Annotated in this window: 1 protein-coding gene; it reads left to right on the plus strand. The window is 71.6% G+C overall.

The features are described from left to right. Positions 1–1,231: signal recognition particle-docking protein FtsY (gene ftsY, locus AC1DQP_RS20615; protein ID WP_478052445.1), on the plus strand; the 1,231-nt coding region annotated here is incomplete at its 5' end. Positions 1,232–1,270: the final 39 nt, after the last annotated feature.

The raw sequence follows: 1,270 nt of genomic DNA on the forward strand, positions 1-1,270 counted from the left end.
TCCCAGCGTCGTCATGCCGGTGGCCGCGCCTGCACCAGCGGTCGCGCCGGTTGCGCCCGCGGAAGCGGCGCCGCCGGTCGTCCCGGCACCGGCCGCACCGGTCGTGGAAGCACCTGCGGCACCGACGGCGCCGGTCGTAGCGGCACCTGCGGCACCGGTCGCACCCATCGTCCAGACCGCCCCGGTCGCCATCGCCGAACCGATCGCCGCCCCGCTGCCGCCGCCGGTGCTGGTCGCCAGCGAAATCGTGCAGGAAGCCGCGCAGCCGCTGGCCACCGTGCCCGATGACAACAGCGCCCCCGCCGCCGCGCCGGGCAAGCCCGGTTGGCGCGACCGGCTGCGCAACAGCGTCATCGCGCGCAGCTTCGGCGGTCTGTTTTCGCGCAACCCCAAGCTCGACGACGACCTGCTGGATGAACTGGAAACCGCGCTGATCACCGCCGACGTTGGTGTCGGTGCGACCACCGCATTGGTCGAAGGCCTGCGCAAGCGCATGAAGGCGCGCGAATTCGCCGATGCCAACGCGCTGCTGGCCGCGCTGCGTGGCGAACTCATCGCGATCCTGCAGCCGGTGTCCAAGCCCCTGGTCATCGACCGCAACGCCAAGCCCTTCGTGGTGCTCACCGTCGGCGTCAACGGCGTCGGCAAGACCACCACCATCGGCAAGCTGGCCAAGCGCTTCAAGGACGACGGCCACAGCCTGATGCTGGCCGCCGGCGACACCTTCCGCGCCGCCGCCGTGGCCCAGTTGCAGGCCTGGGGTGAGCGCAACGGCGTGGCCGTGATCGCGCAGGGCCAGAACGCCGACGCCGCGTCGGTGGCGTTCGACGCCCTGCAGGCCGGCAAGGCGCGCGGCACCGAGGTGCTGATCGCCGACACCGCCGGCCGCCTGCACACCCAGGGCGGGCTGATGAACGAACTGGGCAAGATCCGCCGCGTGCTCGGCAAGATCGACCCGGCCGCCCCGCACGAAGTGCTCATGGTCATCGACGGCACCACCGGCCAGAACGCGCTTTCGCAGCTGCGTCAGTTCCATGCCGCGGTCAACGTGACCGGGCTGGTGGTGACCAAGCTGGACGGCACCGCCAAGGGCGGCGTGGTGTTCGCGCTGGCGCGCGAGTTCAACATTCCCATCCGCTTCGCCGGCATCGGCGAGCGTCCGGAAGACCTGCGCGTGTTCGACCCAGAAGCCTTCGTCGACGCGCTGCTGCCCGACGCACTGGGCGGCTGACCGGACGGCGCGCGGGACATACGCGCGCCTCCGGTAGAG

The organism is Stenotrophomonas sp. P5_A8, from assembly GCF_056400545.1.